Genomic DNA, 16,202 nt, shown 5'->3' on the forward strand with positions numbered 1-16,202 from the left:
CGAACTCGGCGGCCCGGGTGTGGTCGCCGCTCTGCCGTGCGGCGGTGGCGGCGTCGGCCAGCGTGGGGACCAGCCGCGCGGGAAGTTCGGCCGAGGTCAGGGCGGATGCCTCGTGCCAGACGCGGTCGTCGTCATCGGACGCGGCGGCAGCGAGGGCGAGATGCGCCTGGCGCACCGCCTCGCCGCTGGCCTCGGCGAGGAGGCACTCGCGTACGACCGGGGCCGGGAAGCACACGGTGCCGGCCACCCGGATCAGCCCGGCGGCCTCGGCGTCGGCCAGGGCCGCGTCGGCGGACGGTCCCGCGGCACGGCGGACGGTGTTGAGCGACGGGTCGGCCGCCAGTGCCGCGAGGAGCAGCACCCAGTGCACCGGGGCCGCAAGCCCCGCCAGCCACGCTCGGAGGGCCTTGCGCGCGTGCGGGGCCAGCGGCTGGGCGTCCAGGACCGCCGGTGCCCCGGACCGGGCCAGTCCGGCGGCGATGTCCGAGACCAGCCGGGGGTTGCCGCCCGTCGCCGTGTGGATGCGCGCGGCGGTCCGCAGCGGGATCCCGAAGGACCGCACGACGGCTGCCGACTCCTGGGGGCTGAGCGCGGGGACCGCGATCTCCACCGCGTCGCCGCCGAGGACGTCGTGCGGCAGCGGGCCGTCGGGCCGCATCGCCGCCAGCAGCGACACACTGCCGCGGCTGCGGCGTGCCGCGAAGCCGAAGACATCCAGGCTGTCCGGGCCCCACCAGTGCATGTCGTCGGCGGCCAACAGCAGCCGGGACCTGCGCCCCCACGCCTGCAGGCACGACAGGACCGTGACGCGCAGAATCGCGGGATCGGGCTCGGGCCCGGTGACACGGCGTAGCACCCAGTCGATCGTCGATCGCTGGACGTCCGGCAGTTCGCCGCTCACGTCCGCCGGGCACACGGTGAAGAGATCGACCAGGGGAACGTACGGCAGGTGTGCGTCGGCGGGCGCCGAGCTGAGCCTGACCACGGGATCCCCGGAGGACCGCCACACCGCGCACACCGCGTCCAGCACCGCGGACTTACCGAACCCCGTGGGTCCGACCACCGCCACCGCACCTGCCTGCCGCAGCTCTCCGGAGACCTGTTCGACCAGCGGGCGGCGCGCCCTCACCGCAGCTCGTCCATCCACGCCTCGACCGCGTCCGCATCGCGTGGCAGACCCGACGACAGACACAGCGCGCCGTCGGCCGTGATGACGAAGTCGTCCTCGATCCGCACGCCGATGCCGCGCAGTTCCTCGGGGACGGTCAGGTCGTCGGGCTGGAAGTACAGCCCGGGCTCGACGGTGAGCACATGGCCCTCCTCGAGCACGCCGCCCAGGTACGTCTCGCTGCGGGCGGCGGCGCAGTCGTGGCAGTCCAGGCCGAGCATGTGGCCCGTACCGCAGACGGTGTACCGGCGGTAGAGCTCGGGCTCGTGCGGGACCGCCCCGCCACCGGGCCGCAGGCCCCAGGCGTCGAGCCCCTCGGCGATCACGCGCGTCGCGGCGTCGTGGAAGGCGCCGTACGGTGCGCCGGGCCGCAGGGCTGCGATGCCCGCCGACTGGGCGGCGAACACCAGGTCGTATACGCGGCGCTGGACATCCGTGAAGCGGCCGCCGACCGGCAGCGTCCGGGTGACGTCCCCGGTGTAGAACGAGTCTGCCTCGACACCCGCGTCCAGCAGGAGCAGCTCCCCTTGCCGCACCGGGCCGTCGTTGTGCATCCAGTGCAGCACGCACGCGTGCGCGCCGGCCGCCGCGATGGTCTCGAACCCCAGGCCGTAACCCTCCAGCCGGGCCCGCCGGTTGAAGGTGCCCTCCACCCAGCGCTCGCCGCGGGCGAGGCGGGTGGCGTGGGGCAGTTCACTGACGACGTCGTGGAAGCCGGTGACCGTGTGCCCGACGGCGGCACGCAGCTGCTCGATCTCCCACGCGTCCTTGACCAGCCGCGACTCCGACAGGAAGGCGAGCAGCTCGGCGTCGGCCGGCGCGGACGGCGGGACCAGCGCGTCGACGAGCGCGTCCTCGCCGCGCACCACCCTGGTCGGGACGTCACTGCCGAGTGCCCGCTCCAGAGCGTCCCGGGCGGCCGCCTCGACACCGAGGGCGTCGGCGGTCTCCCGGAGCGTCCGGCGCCGGCCGACCCAGAACTCGCCGTGCTGCCGGTCGCTGTAGAACTCCGCCCCGGACGGACCGGCGTCGCGCGGTGACCTCGGCCGGGTGAACAGCGTGACCTCGTGCCCGCTGCCGGTGGGCTCGAAGACGAGCACGCTGTCCGGCACCGCTCCCGTCCCCTGCTCGGCCGTGAGGTGGATGAACGCGGAATGCGGCCGGAAGGCGTAGTCGAAGTCGTTGCTGCGGGTCTTGAGCCCGCCCGACGGGACGACGATCCGCTCCCCGGGAAACCGCTCGGACACCGCCGCACGCCGCTTGGCCGCGCACGCGGCTCCGGAGACGGCCGGAAGCCTCCGGTCCGTATCCGCCCACCCCTGCCGAAAGACCTCCGCCACCGCGGCCGGTGCTCGACGATCGTGACTCCGCGCCCCGCGCGAACCGTCCTGCCGTTCCATCGCACGCCTCCCCGTCATACTGTCCTGTGGTGGTCCGTCCTCGCCTCGCATGGAGAACGAACCTGTTCGAGCCGCGGCCCCGACGGGCCGCGGCTGCCGCCGTCAGCCCCGCAGCCGGGCCATCCACGCCTCCACTTCGTCGGCCGCCCGGGGAAGGCCGGCCGAGAGGTTCTCGTTGCCCTCGTCGGTGACCAGGAAATCGTCCTCGATCCGGACGCCGATGCCGCGGAGCTCCTCGGGCACGGTCAGGTCGTCCGACTGGAAGTACAGGCCCGGCTCGACGGTGAGCACCATGCCCGCCTCCAGCGTCCCGTCCACGTACAGCTCGGTACGGGCCTTGGCGCAGTCGTGGACGTCCAGGCCGATCATGTGACCGGTGCCGGCCAGCGTCCAGCGGCGGTACAGCCCGAGCTCGTACGCCTCGTCCACCGACCGCTCACCGAACAGGCCCCAGGAGGCGAGGTGTTCGGTCAGCACCCGCTGAGCGGCGTGGTGGAAGTCCCGGTACTTGGCGCCGGGCCTGACCGCGGCGATACCGGCCGACTGCGCCTCGTACACCGCGTCGTACACCTTGCGCTGGACCGGTGTGAAGCGGCCGTCGACCGGCAGCGTGCGGGTGACGTCGGCGGTGTAGAGATTGCGGCTCTCCACTCCGGCGTCGATCAGCACCAGTTCGCCCGGCCGGGTCTCGCCGTCGTTGCGGACCCAGTGCAGCGTCGTGGCGTGCGGTCCCGCGGCGCAGACCGACGCGTAACCGACGTCGTTGCCCTCGATCCGCGCACGCATCCAGAACGTGCCCTCGATGGCCCGCTCCAGGGTCGGTGTGTCCGTGCCGAGGATGCGCACCACGTCCTCGAAGCCACGCGCGGTCGCCTGGCAGGCGTGACGCAGGTCGGCGATCTCGAACTCGTCCTTGCGCAGGCGCATCTCGGACAGGGCGACGCGGAACTCGGTGTCGCGCTCGGCGGTCACCTTGTCGTCCAGGGCGGCGTCGACCCCCGCGTCGTAGCCGCGCAGCAGACGGATCGGGCCGGTGGCCTCGGCGAGCCGCTCGGCCAGCGTGCGGACGTCGCGGCAGGGCAGGCCCAGGAGCCGCTCGTTCTCGGTGAGGCTGTTGCGACGGCCGTCCCAGAGCTCACCGTGGTAATCGCGCCAGAACTCCCCGCTCTCGCGGTCCGACCGGGGAAGCAGATAGGCGACCGCCCGGTGCCCGCCGTCCTGGCCGGGCTCCAGGACCAGCACGGAGTCCTGCGACTGGTCCCCCGTCAGGTAGGCGTAGTCGGAGGACGGCCGGAACGGATAGTCCGTGTCGTTGGCACGGACCTTCGGGTTGCCGGCCGGGACCACCAGCAGTTCACCGGGGAACAGGGCGGAGAGCGCCGCCCGACGCCGTGCGGTGTACGCCGCCTGCGCGATGGGTTCGAGGTCGCGGCGCTCGGTGTCCGCCCAGCCCTGCTTCATGTTCTCGGCGAGCTCGGTACTCACGTCCCCGTACAGTCCGTTCTTCCGCGTCCTGTTCTCATCCGACTCATCAGCCACGACAGCCTCCTGATGCGAATCCGTCACGCGTGTTCCTCCTCCATCGCAGAAGTCGGCGCCCATCGGGCAACCGACCGGAATATCTCAAGGGAAACGCGTCCGTCCCGGCAACCGCCTTTCCGGGCGCACGCCTTGAGCCGGGCGAGAGCGGCGGCGTGCCGTGGGCCCGGTCATCCGCGCCGATTCAGCACCGGTCCCGCACGGACCGAGCAGCACCTGCACGGACCCCCTCAACTTCCAAGGCAGCACAGCTTCTTGCCGTGAACGGCACTCTTGCAGCCCCTACCCATCCCCACGTCATACGTATGTATGAAATCTCGCGGATGCTCTTACGTCATTTGTCTCTGGGCGGGCCCCTGCCCTCCTCGTAGAGTCTGCGCCGGTCAGCCGCCCCCGGCGGCGAGGATCCGGCGGGCGCGTTCCAGCAGGGGCTTGTCGACCATGTGTCCGTCCACCACGGTGACGGAGTCGCCCGCGGCGACCACGGCCCGGGCCCACTCACGTTCGCCCGCGGTCGGCGCGAACCGCTCCGCCACGACGGCGACCTGTGCGGGGTGGATGCACAGTTTTCCGGTGAAACCGAGCCGGCGCCCGTGGGCGATGTCCGCGGCCAGCGCGTCGACGTCCCGCACGCCGGTCGTGACACCGTCGACCGGAGCGCTCCGCCCCGTCGCCGCCGACGCCGAGACCAGCCGGGAACGGGCGTACGCGAGTGCCACGTGGTCGTCGTGCGCCACTCCGAGCTGCCCGGCCAGGTCCACGTTGCCGAGGGCGACGCGGACCGCCCCCGGGGTGGTGCACACCTCCACGGCCCGCTCGATCCCGGCCGCCGTCTCGATCAGCGGGATCAGGGGGGACACCCTGCCCGCTCGGGAGGCCAGGCCCGCGAGCACGAAAGGGTCCTCGGCCTTGGGCACCATCACGGGCATGCCGCACCCGGCAGCCATCGCGAGATCGTCGTCGCACCAGGGTGTGCCGGGCGCGTTGATCCGGACCAGGGCGCTGTTGCCCGCGCCGAGCCAGGCGGCGGCCCGGTCGCGCGCGCGAGGCTTGTCCGGCGCCGCGACCGCGTCCTCCAGGTCGATGATGACCACGTCCGCGCCGGTGGCGACGGCCTTGTCGAACCGGTCCGGCCGGTCCCCGGGAACGAACAACAGGCTGCGGGCCGTTTCCAGCCGGCTCACGGGCATGCTCATACGGATGGCCTCTCCTCGACGGCTGGCTCCAGAGCGCCATCATGCGCGGCGAAGGGCGGAGTCGCCCAATTCGGGGATCGCGCCTTCTTCGGCACCGTCGTTCGTCCGTTCCGATGAGACTCCGGCCGGTCGGCGCCGTGGCGGCTGCGTGGATTCCTCTCACCGGCCGCGGAGTTCGGGCAGCGGACCGACGCGGGCGCGGGTCCGGTGGGGCGCTTCCTGTTCACGCCCTCCGCTGATGCCCGCGTCGCGTCGGTGCGCCGTCCTGCCGTTCGACGCCCCGGGCCGGCCTCCCGCCCGGTCCTCCGGTCAGTCCTCCGGGAGCTCCACCGGGGCGATCTCGTCGAAGACGTCGCCGGGGCCGGGGTTGGTCGCGTCGGTCGCCCCGCCGAACTGGTGCATGACGCCCCACACGGCGTTCAGCGCGGTCTGCACGGCGCCCTCGGCCCAGCCGGCCGTCCAGGAGATGTCGTCACCCGCGAGGAACAGGCCCCGCTTGTCGGCGGGCAGCCGGTCCTGCATGAAGTGGGTGAACAGCCGCCGCTGGTAGCGGTAGTGGCCGGGCAGGTTCGCCTTGAACGCGCCCATGAACCAGGGCTCGTTCTCCCAGGAGACGGTGACCGGGTTGCCGATGATGTGGCTGCGGATGTCGACGTTCGGGTAGATCTCACCGAGCGACTTGAGCATGACCTCCATGCGCTCCTTCGAGGAGAGCGGCAGCCACTTCAGGCTGTCGTCGCACCACGTGTAGGAGAGGCAGATGACGGCGGGCTTGTCCGGCCCGTCGTCCAGGAGGTACGTCCCCCGGGTCATCCGGTCGGTGAGCGTCATCGACATGGTGTCGCGGCCGGTGGCGTTGCCCTGGCCGTCGACTGCCTCGTCCAGCCAGAACGGCCGGTCGACCGGCACGAACAGCTTGGACGACTCCATGTAGTGGGTGCGCTCCACCGCCGTCCAGTGGTCGATCGGGAACAGCGCGTCATCGCAGTCGATCTTGGAGAGCAGCAGCCAGGACTGGCCGGTGAAGACCGCGGCCCGGAAGGTGCGGATGTCGCCGGTGGCGTCGGTGACGGTGATGCGGTTGCCCGCGGTACGGGTCAGCCGGGTCACGGCGGGTCGCGGCTCGCCGTCGTGCAGGGAGGCCAGCGAGGTACCGAGCGGCCAGTGGACGATCTTCTGCGGCTCGTGGTCCCACAGGCGCAGCGGGAGCTGCTGGCTGCCGCCGACGATACCGCGGTGGTGGTCGTCGGCCTCGGTGTAGACGACGCGCAGGATCTCCAGGATGGAGTTGGGGAAGTCGGTGTCCCAGCCGCCGGTGCCGAAGCCGACCTGGCCGAAGATCTCGCGGTGCCGGAAGGACTTGAAGGCGTCGGAGTCGCAGAGGAAGCCGTAGAAGGTCTGGTTGTCGAGCCGCTCGACCAGCTGCGACCAGATCTCCCGGATGCGCGGGACGTCGCGCTCGCGCAGCGCCCGGTTCATGTCGGAGAAGTCGGCGCCCTCCTCCAGACAGGCGTTCCAGGCCCCGGCCACGTCGCGGTAGACCTGCGGCAGGTCGTCGATGGTCTCGGCGTAGTGCGACTCGCCCTTGAGGTCCACGACGGTCGAGGGCGTGGCCGGGGAGAGCGGGTTGGGGAAGGGCCGCGTCTCCAGGCCCACCAGGTCGATGTAGTGCTGGAGCGCCGTGGAGGAGGGCGGGAAGCGCATCGCGCCCATCTCGGCGGTGAGCGAGGGGTCGCAGCCGTCGAAGCCGACGGTGCGCAGCCGGCCGCCGATCTGGTCCGCCTCGTAGACGACGGGCTTGAGGCCCATCTTCATCAGCTCGTACGCGGCGATGATCCCGGAGAGCCCGCCGCCGATGACGGCGACCTCCTGACCGTGCTCGGTCGCCGGTATCTGCCCGAGGCCCGCCGGGTGGGCGAGGAAGTCGTCGTACGCGTACGGGAAGTCCGGCCCGAACATGGTGATCGGGGGGGCGGACGCGTCGGTGTGCTGGACGGCGTTGGGCACCGTGGACGTCATGGGGTACGGACTCCTTGCGCGGTAAGGAAGTTGGAGGAGGAGGCGAGCTCAGGCGAGGGAGCCGTACAGGCCGGGGCGGCGGTCCTGGAGATAGGGGTTGGCGGCGCGCGAGGCGGCCAGGAACTCCGGGTCCACGTCGCCGACGACGAGCTCCTCGCCGCGCCCGGCGCGGGTGCGCACGGTGCCGTCGGGTCCGGCCAGGCAGCTGAGCCCGACGAACTCGAACTCGCCTTCCGGACCGGTACGGTTGACGTACGCCACGTACATCTGGCTCTCGAAGGCCCGTACGGGGACGACGGATTCGGCGACGAACTGGAAGGGATGCATCTGCGCGGTGGGCACCAGCAGCAGGTCAGTACCGGCCAGGGCGTGCGCCCGTACGTTCTCCGGGAACTCGACGTCGTAGCAGATCAGCAGGCCGATGCGGAGGCCGTCGAGATCGGCCTGGACGACGGTCTGCTCGCCGGGGGTGAACCACTCCTGCTCGAAGCAGCCGAAGAGGTGGGTCTTGCGGTAGTTCGCGAGCCGTGCGCCGTCGGGGCCGATGAGCTGGGACGCGTTGAAGATCCGCTCCCCGTCGCGCTCCGGGTAGCCGTACAGGACGGCGAGTCCGTGGCGTACGGCGATCTCGGCGACGCCCTCGGCGCCGGGTCCGTCGGCGGGCTCGGCCAGCACGGGGACGGCGTCGCCGATGGCGTATCCGGTGAGAAACAGCTCGGGCGAGACCAGCAGCCGGGCCCCCGCGCCGGCGGCCCGTGCGGCGGCCTCGTCGAGCACCTTCAGGTTCTCGGCCACAGCGCCCGGACGTCCGGAGCTCTGGAGCAGGGCGGTGCGCAACGACGGCATGGCTGACCTCGGGCGGTGCGGGCGGAGTGGGGAGACGTATCGAAGGTACGTGGCCCGGTTCGCCCCGGACAAGGCGCGAGTATTGCGCGTCGACCGTTGATTCGTTGCGCGGGGCAGGCTTGCCGCAGCGAATCGTTGCGCCGTGGATCCATGCAGGTCAGCGGGGTGATGTGCACCACTGTGCGCCGGACTGACCCTAAGGGCTGTCCCGTGATCCCTGGCGGGCGCGCGACGACAGCTACGGCACCTCGCCGCGTTGTCGGAACGCCCGAACACCTCCAGTACCCCGAACACCTCCAGTACCCGGACGTCCCTCCGCCTTGCGACGCACCGTATCCGACGCCGCACGCTGATCCACCAGGGATCACGGGACAGCCCTTAGACCGGCGGCGCCTCCGCCGAGTACCTGCGCAGCAGCGGCGAGAGCACCAGGACGGACTTGGTCCGCTCGACGTACGGCTCCCCCGCGATCCGCTCCAGGACCTGTTCGAAGTGGCGCATGTCGGCGGCGAAGACCTGCACCACCGCGTCCGCGTCGCCCGTGACGGTGGAGGCCGCGGCGATCTCCGGGTAGCGGGCGAGGCCCTGCTTGATCGCTTCCGGGGAGGTGTTGCGGCTGCAGTAGATCTCGATGAACCCCTCGGTCTCCCAGCCGAGCGCCGCCGGGTCGACCCGCACGGTGAAGCCGGTGATCGCGCCTTCGGCCCGCAGCCGGTCGACGCGGCGTTTCACGGCGGGGGCGGAGAGGCCGATGAGCGCGCCGATGTCGGCGTAGGAGCGCCGGGCGTCTTCGGCGAGGGCGTGGACGATGCGTTCGTCGAGGTCGTTCAGGCGCACGTCGGGCGGTTCACTTCTCTGCGGTGGGTCGGCTTGCGGGAGGCGGCGCGTGCCGCCTCCCGCAGTAGACCATGAGCAGCCGTCGCGGGCGTGCTCGGCGCAGTGGGGTGACCGATCGGGACCGGTCAGAAGGTGCTCGGAGGGTGCTCAGAAGGGGAACTGCGAGCGGCCGTGCTGGATGGAGATCCACTTCTGGGTGGTGAAGGCCTCGATCATCGAGTCGCCGTTCAGCCGGCCGAGGCCGGAGCTCTTCTCGCCGCCGAAGGGGACGATCGGCTCGTCGTGGACGGTGCCGTCGTTGATGTGGATCATGCCGGTGTGGATGCGCTGCCCGATCCGCACCCCGCGCTCGATGTTGCCGGTGTGGACGGCGCCGCTGAGCCCGTACGGGGTGTCGTTGGCGATGCGGACGGCCTCGTCCTCGCCGTCGAAGGGGATCAGCAGGGCGACGGGGCCGAAGATCTCCTGGTGCAGGACGGGCGAGTCGGCGGCGAGGCCGGTCAGCACGGAGGGGCTGACCAGGTTGCCGTCGGCGCGACCGTGCAGGAGGGCCGTCGCCCCGGCCGCCACGGTCTGGTCGACGAGCTTGGAGACGGACTCGGCCTGCGAGGAGTTGATCAGCGGGCCGATCTGGGTGGCCGGGTCGGCGGGGTCGCCGACGGTGAGCGAGGCGACCTTGGCGACGAACTTCTCGGTGAACTCCGCCTCGACCGCGCGGTCGACCAGGATGCGGTTGGCGGCCATGCAGACCTGGCCCTGGTGGACGTACCGGCTGAAGACCGCCGCGTCGACGGCGTAGTCGACATCGGCGTCGTCGAGCACGATCAGGGCGCTGTTGCCACCGAGTTCGAGGACGGCGCGCTTGAGGTTCCGGGCACAGACGGTGGCGACGTGGCGGCCGACCTTGTCCGATCCGGTGAAGGAGATGACCTGCGGCACGGGGTGCTCCAGCAGGGTGTCGCCGATCTCCGCGATGTCGGTGATCACGACGTTCAGCAGCCCGGCGGGCAGCCCGGCGTCCTCGAAGATCCTGGCCAGCAGGGTGCCGCCGCAGATCGGGGTGTTCTGGTGCGGTTTGAGGACGACGGCGTTGCCGAGGGCCAGCGCGGGCGCGACGGACTTGAGGGAGAGCAGGAAGGGGAAGTTGAACGGGCTGATCACGCCGACGACCCCGACGGGCACGCGGTAGACGCGGTTCTCCTTGCCCTCGGTCGGCGAGGGGAGGATCTGTCCGGCGGGACGCAGGGCCAGCTGGATCGCCTCGCGGAGGAACTCCTTGGCCAGGTGCAGTTCGAAGGCGGCCTTCAGCCGGGTGCCGCCGAGTTCGGCGACGATGGCCTCACCGATCTCCGGCTCGCGCTCCTCGACGAGGCGCAGCGCCTTCTCCAGGACGGCCCGCCTGCTGTACGGGTTGGTGTCCGCCCACGCCTGCTGGGCGCGCTCGGCAGCGCGGTAGGCCTGGTCGACCTCGTCGGCGGTGGCGACCGGGATCGAGGCGAGCTTCTCCCCGTCGAACGGATTGAAGTCGATGATGTCCCAGGACCCCTTCCCCGACCTCCACTCGCCGTCGATGTACTGGTGGGCCAGGTCAGTGAAGAAGGACATGAGATCCCTTACCGCAGAGAGGCAGGCAGCTGAGTGCGCTTCATATTACTTATATCTCAACAGAGTTGAAGCGCACCCCCGGGCGCCTTCGGGAGCCCGGAAACGACCCCGCCCCCTCCGGCGCGAAGTACCGGAGAGGGCGGGGTCGTTGCGGTGAATCCGGGATCAACTCCAGCTGGCGTGCAGCGGCTTGCCCTCGGCGTAACCGGCAGCGCTCTGGACGCCGACGACCGCCTTCTCGGCGAACTCCGCCAGGGAGGCGGCACCGGCGTAGGTGCAGGAGGAGCGGACGCCCGCGATGATCGAGTCGATCAGGTCCTCGACGCCCGGGCGGGTCGGGTCGAGGAACATCCGCGAGGTGGAGATGCCCTCCTCGAAGAGCGCCTTGCGGGCGCGGTCGTACGCGGACTCCTCCGAGGTGCGGTTCTTGACGGCGCGGGCCGAGGCCATCCCGAAGGACTCCTTGTAGAAGCGGCCGTCGGCGGACTGCTGGAGGTCGCCGGGCGACTCGTACGTGCCGGCGAACCAGGAGCCGATCATCACGTTGGACGCGCCGGCGGCGAGCGCCATCGCGACGTCGCGCGGGTGCCGGACGCCACCGTCCGCCCAGACGTGCTTGCCGTGCTTCCTCGCCTCGGCGGCACACTCCAGGACAGCGGAGAACTGCGGGCGGCCGACGCCGGTCATCATCCGGGTGGTGCACATGGCGCCGGGTCCGACGCCGACCTTGATGATGTCCGCGCCCGCCTCGATCAGATCGCGCACGCCCTCGGCGGCGACGATGTTGCCCGCGACGATCGGCACCCGGGGGTCGAGCGCCCGGACGGCGCGGACCGCGCTGATCATGGATTCCTGGTGACCGTGGGCGGTGTCCACGACGAGGACGTCGGCGCCCGCGTCCAGGAGCTGCTTGGCCTTGCCGGCCACGTCGCCGTTGATGCCGACGGCGGCCGCGATACGCAGCTTGCCCTCGGCGTCGGTGGCGGGGGTGTAGAGCGTGGCGCGCAGGGCGGCCTTGCGGGTGAGTATGCCGACGAGGCGTCCCTGCGCGTCGACCGCGGGGGCGAGCTTGCGGTTGGCGCCGTCGAGTTTGTTGAAGGCGTCGCGCGGGTCGATGTCGGCGTCGAGCAGCACCAGGTCCTTGGACATGACCTCGGAGAGCTGGGTGAAGCGGTCGACGCCGGTGAGGTCGTGGTCGGTGACGACGCCCACGGGACGGCGGTGGGCGTCGACGACGACGCCCGCGCCGTGGGCGCGCTTGGGCAGCAGCGACAGCGCGTCGGCGACGGTCTGGCCGGGGGCCAGCTCGATCGGGGTGTCGAGGACGAGGTGGCGCGTCTTGACCCAGGAGATGACGTCGGTGACGACCTCGATCGGGATGTCCTGGGGGATGACGACGAGCCCGCCGCGGCGGGCGATGGTTTCGGCCATTCGGCGGCCCGCGATGGCGGTCATGTTGGCGGCCACGAGCGGAATGGTGGTACCGGTCCCGTCGGGCGACGAGAGGTCCACACCCTGCCGGGAGCCGACCGCGGAGCGGCCCGGAACCATGAAGACGTCGTCGTACGTGAGGTCGTACGGGACCGCGGGGGACTCTGTGTAGCGACCGGTGCCCGGCTCAAGAAAACGCATAACACTCATTTTTTCATACGAAACGGTGCAGGTCGTTTCCACGAAGACACAGCAAAAGACCCCCGCGTTCGTCTGTTCCTCCGAAGAGGCGGCCGGGGGGCTCCGGGCAAGTGGAACCTGCCTTACCCACGGACCCCTACCCGAACGGGATTCGAATCACTCGTGATCATCATCCCTGGACCGGGTGACAAGGGGTCAGGTAGCTTCAAACCCGCAGGTCTCGGGGGTGTCCGAAGCGTCGATCCGGCTCGTCGGCAACCCTGGGCACACCGTTTGACCGGAGAGGATCCAGATCCGCCCGTGGACAGCGAACTGCCGGACATCTACTGCCCGTTCCCGCAGCGGACCAACCCGCACGTGGGACACACCCGGGGGCATCTGGACGCCTGGACCAGACGGACGGGTCTGGTCCACCGCGAGTCCGCGAGGAACCGATTCGAACAAGCCGATTTCGGGGCGTTCGTCGGCATGGTCTATCCGACGGCCGACGCGGACCACCTCGATCTGGTGGCCGACTGGTTCGTCTGGCTCTTCCTGGTCGACGACCAGCTCGACGACGGCCATCTCGGCCGTTCACCCGACCGGGTGAGAGACGTCGTCGACCGGATGCGCGCGGTGGTCGACGGCTCCGCCCCCGAGCCGCTGCCGGGTGAGGACGCCCCGGCCGCCGTGACGGCCCTGGCCGACCTGTGGAAACGTACGATGCCGAACGCGGCCCCGCACTGGCGGACCCGGTTCGCCTGGCATCTGGTCACCTACCTCACGACCGCCACGACCTGGGAGGCGGGAAACCGCGCCGAGGACGTGGTGCCCTCGGAGGACACGTACATCGCCAAGCGTCGGCACACCGGGGCCATCCACGTCTGCATGGACCTCATAGAGATCGTGGCGGGCATCGAGGCCCCGGAGTCGATCCACAACGACCCCCGCTTCATCACCGCCCTGGAAGCCGCGTGCAACCACGTGTGCTGGGCCAACGACGTGTACTCCTTCGAGAAGGAGCAGGTGCTCGGTGAGATCCACAACCTCGTCCACCTGGTCCGCCACCACCGGGGCTTCGGGGAGCAGCAGGCCCTGGACCACGTCGCGGAGCGCCTGGCGATGGAGACCGAACGGTTCCTGACCGCCGAGGACGAACTCCTGGAGCTGTACCCGGAGCTGGCCGGGCTGCTGGTGCCCTACCTCGACGGGATGCGGAGCTGGATGCGCGGCAATCTGGACTGGTCGCGCCAGACGCCCCGCTACAACCCCGCCGACGTGGGCCAGTACGAGGAGCCCGAGGAGTATCTGGAGGAGACCGTGCTGGGCATCCCGCCCGCACGCACCAAGGCCGCCGCCCCGGCCCCGTGCGCGGCCGAGGCGCCACCGGCCGGCTGACCGCGGATCAGGACGCGCTGAGGGCCGTGCACCGGATGCGGTGCACGGCCCTCAGCGCGTTCCCGCCGGTGTCACTCCCCGTCGGGGTCGGCCCGCTCCAGCGCCGGGCGCGTGCCCGCGGCGGACTCGGTGAGCAGAAAGTCGGCCGCGGCGGTGTCCGTCACCAGGCTGGTGACCAGGCCGGAGCGCAGCACCGCGCCGATCGCCGCCGCCTTGCGCTGGCCGCCCGCGATCGCGACCACCTCGGGGATCCGGCGCAGCCGGTCCGCCTCCACGGTGATGCAGCGCTCCCCGAGGTCACGGCCGACCCGGCGGCCGTCGGAGTCGAAGAGGTGCGCGGACATCTCGGCGGCGACGCCGAGCGAGGCGTAATGGGCGCGCTCCGCGTCCGAGAGCATGTCGTGGACCGTGGAGATGCCCGGCTCCCAGGAGCCGATGGAGACGGCGGCGACCGTCACCTTGTCGAAGTACTCGAAGGCGCGGGCGATGCCCGTCTGGTCGCGCAGCGCGGCGGCCGTCGCGGGGTCGGGCAGCAGCATCGGGGCGTAGATGGGGTGCGCCTCGCCGCCGGACACCTGGGCGGCCCGGCGGACCGCCTCGACCGAGCCGCGCTCGGCGGTGCCCGCGTCGTAGACGCCGGTCAGCTGGACGACCGTGCACGGCGGGAGCCGGTCGAGGGCGGCCGCCATGTGGATGGTGGAGCGCCCCCAGGCCAGGCCGAGCACATCGCCCTCGACCACCAGCTCGCCGAGGAGGTCGGCCGCGACCTCACCCAGGTTCTCCGGGTCGGGAGCGTCCTCCTGCTCCTCGGCCGGGGACTCCACGACCACCGCGTGCCGCAGCCCGTACCGGGCCCGCAGGGCGTCGGAGCGTTCGGCGTCCAACTCGGCCGGTACCCGGATCTCGATGCGTACGAGATCACGCTCCAGGGCGGTCTCCAGGACCCTGGCCACCTTGAAGCGGCTCACGCCGAACTCCTCGGCGATCTGGATCTTGGACTTGCCCTCCAGGTAGAACCGGCGGGCCATGGCCGCCGCCTGCACCAGCTCCGCGGGTCCCATCCGCATGGCTGACCGACCCGCCGAGATGCCAGACACCGCGATCTCCTCACTGCTGTTCACACGCCCGATACGCCGTTCATCCTGTCAGATCCGGCGATCCTTGATCGGTCCTGTCGGACCGCGTTCATCTGCCCTTGGTTCAGTGGCCACACGCCCAGGGGGCGACGGCCGTGACCGCGTCCGCCTGTGCCCGCAGCTCCCGCACCGCCGCCGCCGGGTCCGCCGCTCCGTAGACCGCCGATCCGGCCACGAAGACATCGGCGCCGGCCTCGGCGCATCGCTCGATGGTGGTGGCCGAGACCCCGCCGTCGACCTGGAGCCACATTTCGAGGCCGTGCTTGCTGATCAGCTCCCGGGTGCGGCGGATCTTCGGCAGCATGATGTCCAGGAAGGCCTGGCCGCCGAAGCCCGGCTCGACCGTCATGATCAGCAGCATGTCCAGCTCGGGAAGCAGGTCCTCGTACGGCTCGATGGGCGTCGCGGGCCTGAGCGCCATCGAGGCGCGCGCGCCCTTCGCCCGGATCTCCCGCGCCAGACGCACCGGAGCCGCCGCGGCCTCCGCGTGGAAGGTGACGGAACCCGCTCCGGCCTCCACGTACTGCGGGGCCCAGCGGTCCGCGTCCTCGATCATGAGGTGGCAGTCCAGCGGAGTGTCCGTGGCCTTGCTGAGCGCCTCGACGATCGGCACGCCGAGGGTCAGGTTGGGCACGAAGTGGTTGTCCATGACATCGATGTGGAGCCAGTCCGCGCCTTCGACGGCCTTCGCCTCCTCGGCGAGACGCGCGAAATCGGCGGACAGGATGCTGGGGTTGATCTGCGCCATGACCCAAGCGTGCCACGTCTCCCGCCGGTTCCCCGCCTCGATGTGCTCCGAAGCCTCACGCAGCCATCACAGTTCGCACATTCTGGGCATTTTGCCAGCGCTTTACTGTTCTTTTGCTCTTCGCCCGGGGCGAGATCCAGCCGCTCCGCGCGAGCCCGTCCGACGGTCAGCCCGTCCGACGGTCAGCCGGTCCGGCGCAGCAGCGCCAGGTACATCGCGTCCGTGCCGTGCAGATGCGGCCAGAGCTGGACGTCCGGTCCGTCACCGAGAGCGGGCACTCCGGGCATCAGCGGACGGGCGTCGATCCACTCCGCCTCCACCGGCTCCCCGCCCCGGCCCCTGAGGACGTCCTGGACCACCACCCGGGTCTCCGCGAGATGCGGCGAGCAGGTCGCGTAGCCGACCACGCCGCCGACCCGTACGGCCGTCAACGCCTCGCGCAGCAGGCCGCGCTGGAGCGGGGCGAAAGCTTCCAGGTCTTCGGCGCGACGCCGCCAGCGGGACTCCGGACGACGCCGCAGCGCGCCCAGACCGGAGCAGGGCACATCCATCAGGATCCGGTCGAACGTACCGGGCAGCCACGGCGGACGGGTGCCGTCCGCCGTGATCACCTGGTACGGGCCGGGGTTGCCGGCGAGCGCCCGCTCGACCAGCCGGGCACGGTGCGGCTGCTTCTCGGCGGCGAGCAGGGCGGCGCCC

The 16,202-nt window shown here is 71.2% G+C and carries 12 protein-coding genes and 1 pseudogene; 1 reads left to right on the plus strand and 12 read right to left on the minus strand.

All coding sequences use genetic code 11. The annotated features are described in order from the left end of the window. The 9 genes from B9S58_RS04650 to B9S58_RS04690 all read right to left on the minus strand — a co-directional run. Window positions 1-1,129, minus strand: a 1,129-nt coding sequence (locus B9S58_RS04650; protein ID WP_181009185.1) for an AAA family ATPase, incomplete at its 3' end; no start/stop codon positions are given. Further along, on the minus strand, window positions 1,126-2,568 hold the full coding sequence (locus B9S58_RS04655; RefSeq protein ID WP_258044185.1) for an aminopeptidase P family protein: 1,443 nt from the start codon (window positions 2,566-2,568) through the stop codon (window positions 1,126-1,128). The genes B9S58_RS04655 and B9S58_RS04650, both read right to left, overlap by 4 nt. A gap of 102 nt (window positions 2,569-2,670) precedes the next feature. Further along, on the minus strand, window positions 2,671-4,107 hold the full coding sequence (locus B9S58_RS04660; protein WP_258044186.1) for an aminopeptidase P family protein: 1,437 nt from the start codon (window positions 4,105-4,107) through the stop codon (window positions 2,671-2,673). 383 nt (window positions 4,108-4,490) lie between these two features. Beyond that, window positions 4,491-5,303 (minus strand): CoA ester lyase, encoded by an 813-nt coding sequence (locus tag B9S58_RS04665; protein ID WP_103530861.1) that lies wholly within the window; start codon window positions 5,301-5,303, stop codon window positions 4,491-4,493. A 309-nt stretch (window positions 5,304-5,612) separates the two neighbouring features. Continuing rightward, window positions 5,613-7,322, minus strand: coding sequence for an NAD(P)/FAD-dependent oxidoreductase (locus tag B9S58_RS04670; RefSeq protein ID WP_103530862.1), 1,710 nt, complete (start codon window positions 7,320-7,322; stop codon window positions 5,613-5,615). A gap of 48 nt (window positions 7,323-7,370) precedes the next feature. Next, entirely contained in the window at window positions 7,371-8,168 is a 798-nt protein-coding gene (locus B9S58_RS04675) for a carbon-nitrogen hydrolase family protein (RefSeq protein WP_103530863.1), read from the minus strand. 378 nt (window positions 8,169-8,546) lie between these two features. Then, on the minus strand, window positions 8,547-9,005 hold the full coding sequence (locus B9S58_RS04680; protein ID WP_030584164.1) for an Lrp/AsnC family transcriptional regulator: 459 nt from the start codon (window positions 9,003-9,005) through the stop codon (window positions 8,547-8,549). 147 nt (window positions 9,006-9,152) lie between these two features. Continuing rightward, complete coding sequence (locus B9S58_RS04685; protein WP_103530864.1) at window positions 9,153-10,610, minus strand: aldehyde dehydrogenase family protein; 1,458 nt, start codon at window positions 10,608-10,610, stop codon at window positions 9,153-9,155. 165 nt (window positions 10,611-10,775) lie between these two features. After that, on the minus strand, window positions 10,776-12,242 hold the full coding sequence (locus tag B9S58_RS04690; RefSeq protein WP_103530865.1) for a GuaB1 family IMP dehydrogenase-related protein: 1,467 nt from the start codon (window positions 12,240-12,242) through the stop codon (window positions 10,776-10,778). A 300-nt stretch (window positions 12,243-12,542) separates the two neighbouring features. Between B9S58_RS04690 and B9S58_RS04695 the strand changes: the two genes are divergently transcribed. Continuing rightward, window positions 12,543-13,619, plus strand: coding sequence for a terpene cyclase (locus B9S58_RS04695; protein ID WP_103530866.1), 1,077 nt, complete (start codon window positions 12,543-12,545; stop codon window positions 13,617-13,619). 71 nt (window positions 13,620-13,690) lie between these two features. Here B9S58_RS04695 and B9S58_RS04700 read toward each other — a convergent pair whose 3' ends face one another. From B9S58_RS04700 to B9S58_RS04710, 3 genes and pseudogenes are all read right to left on the minus strand, one after another. Continuing rightward, window positions 13,691-14,686, minus strand: a complete 996-nt coding sequence (locus B9S58_RS04700) for a sugar-binding transcriptional regulator (RefSeq protein WP_103530868.1) — start codon at window positions 14,684-14,686, stop codon at window positions 13,691-13,693. A 133-nt stretch (window positions 14,687-14,819) separates the two neighbouring features. Next, a complete protein-coding gene (gene rpe, locus B9S58_RS04705) occupies window positions 14,820-15,503 on the minus strand; it encodes a ribulose-phosphate 3-epimerase (RefSeq protein WP_103530867.1) in 684 nt (227 codons plus the stop codon). A gap of 182 nt (window positions 15,504-15,685) precedes the next feature. After that, window positions 15,686-16,202 (minus strand): annotated as a pseudogene (locus B9S58_RS04710) (rRNA cytosine-C5-methyltransferase); the annotation flags it as partial.

The sequence above is a fragment of the Streptomyces sp. SM11 genome (assembly GCF_002910905.1).
Classification (GTDB): Bacteria; Actinomycetota; Actinomycetes; order Streptomycetales; family Streptomycetaceae; genus Streptomyces.